Below are 2,208 nucleotides of genomic sequence, written 5' to 3'. Positions count from 1 at the left end.
ATTTCAAGGCCGCCGTCCTGTGGTGCAGTTGCTTCATCCATATGAACGCCCAGCCGGTTGGGAAGATAATCACTCAGCCAAGTGCCGCCGAAAGCACTGTGTGACTGCAAACGCCATATGGCGAGCTTTCCCATATGCAAATCCACATTTTCCATGGAAAACAGCAGATTGGTGCAGCCGTCATGCTCAAAAGCGAAAACATCCTTGAAGATATCACCGTTTTGCAGGATGCCTTCCTGCGTCAGCAGCTCGTTGATGCCGTTTACCCATTCTGAAAGCTCCCCGCCGCAGCCTTGAAGAATCAATCCTTCACGGTCTGTCATGGTGCGAAGTTCATCTGTCGTAATCCGTTTCACGGTGCATCCTCCTTTCATTCCATCCTCATGCCGAACTGCGGAGTGGGACTTTCCTCCGGCTCAGACGGTGCTGGACGCGAGAGCACCGAGAAGCTGTCCTCTCCGGGAACGACACCGAGGGTGCGCCCATTGTCAAAGGTGCAGTGAAGCGTGCCGATGTCATCCACAAAATCTACCGTCCCTTCCGTACCCGGCGCAATGGGAGCGTAGGGATCGTCCATACTGTCGAGGCGGATACGGGTTTCGCTGGGATACCGCTCCTTCATCCGCTGTGCTTTTTGGTAATCGAAAAACATTTTCATTCCTCCTGATATGCTTTGAATTTGTGTTCAGCTACTTATGGGATATAGAAAATCAGGCGCAGGATATTTCCCCGCACCTGATTACCGTTGCCCTTATATGATCTGCTCAATCTCCGTTCCGTCCTTGAAACGGATGAGCAGTTTTTCTTCGCTGAGTACCGTGATGGCACTGATCAGCTGCCGCACCGTGACCTCATCGAATGTGGTGATGCCGGTGTCCACCGCTTCCAGCTCGGCGGCCAGCTGCTCCGCCCGTTCATCCGCCTGTTCGGTATTCTGCTTATTTTTCTCCAGCTCGCTCCGTTTGGCCACCAGTGCGGAGAATTCCATGCTGACCTTTTTCAGTTCCTCGTCGTATTGGGTGGAATCCGCTCCCACGGCGGCAGCAAGCTGGAGAAGCCTGTACTGCTGTTCCCGCAGTTGGGACAGCCTGCTGTCGATGGCTGCGAGGCTGGTTTCGCCGTTCTCCGGCAAAAGGGCTGTTCGGATGCTGTCCTGCAGAATCGCTTTCAAGCTCTTTTGACTGAACATTTCGTTCATGGCACTGACCACCGCAGTGTGAATCCGGCTTTCCTCCAGCGTGGGGGCGTCCTTGCAGAACTTCTTACCATTCTCCAGACGGTTGATGCACCGCCAGACAATTTTTTTACCCTCCGGTCTAGTCCATGTCACCCTGCGGTAAGGGCTGCCGCAGTTCCCGCAGGATAACAGCTCGGTCAGCACATATTTGCCGCTGTATTTGGCAAGCTCGGTCTTGGCGGCTGTACTGACTTTTTTCAGGCTGGAGCGCCGTGCCATTTCCTCCTGCACCCGCTGAAAGGTCAGCCGGTCGATGATGGCGGGATGGCTGTTTTCCACGTAATATTGGGGGAGCTCACCGGTGTTCTTCTTAGTCTGGCGGGTAAAAAGGTCTGCGATGTAGGTTTTCTGGAGCAGAGCGTCCCCCATATATTTTTCGTTTCGAAGCATCCCCCGTATAACGCCGTCATTCCACTTTTTATGCCCCCGCGCCGTTTTGATGCCATCTGCCTCAAGGTCTGCGATGATTTTTGCTACGCTGTGCCCAATCAGATACCGTGAAAAAATCCTGCGGACAATTTCCGCTTCCTCCGGGTCGATTTCAGGCAGATTGTTCTCGCCTCTGCGGTAGCCTAAAAATCCAGCATAATGGAAGTAAACCTTGCCGTCCTTGAAATTTTTGCGGTGTCCCCAGCGGATGTTTCCGCTCATAGACTCGCTTTCGGCCTGTGCCTGACTCATCATAAAGGTGAGAATCATCTCATTGTCCATGTAGAGGGTGTTGACATTTTCTTTCTCGAAGAAAACACCCACGCCCATCCGCTTGAGCCTGCGGACATAATCCAGACCGTCCAGTGTATTCCGGCAGAACCGGGACACCGATTTGGTGATAATCAGATCCACCTTGCCCTTTTCGCAGGCTTTGATCATCCGCAGAAAATCCTTGCGCTTTTTGGTAGAGGTTGCGGTTTTACCCTCGTCCGCAAACATATCCACCATGGTCCACTCCTGCTGGGCGGCGATTTTTTCGG

At 53.1% G+C, this 2,208-nt stretch carries 3 protein-coding genes; all 3 read right to left on the bottom strand.

What is annotated here, in order from left to right:
* Nucleotides 1-356: hypothetical protein (locus tag RT018_RS08470; RefSeq protein ID WP_312941003.1), on the bottom strand; the 356-nt coding region annotated here is incomplete at its 3' end.
* 14 nt (nt 357-370) lie between these two features.
* On the bottom strand, nt 371-652 hold the full coding sequence (locus RT018_RS08465) for a DUF4314 domain-containing protein (RefSeq protein ID WP_312941001.1): 282 nt from the start codon (nt 650-652) through the stop codon (nt 371-373).
* Nucleotides 653-751: 99 nt separating this feature from the next.
* On the bottom strand, nt 752-2,208 hold a 1,457-nt coding region (locus RT018_RS08460), incomplete at its 5' end, for a recombinase family protein (protein WP_312940999.1).

Source organism: Oscillibacter sp., from assembly GCF_032060045.1.
In the GTDB taxonomy this organism is placed as follows: Bacteria; Bacillota; Clostridia; order Oscillospirales; family Oscillospiraceae; genus Oscillibacter.
This window is presented reverse-complemented; position numbering and strand designations above follow the sequence as displayed.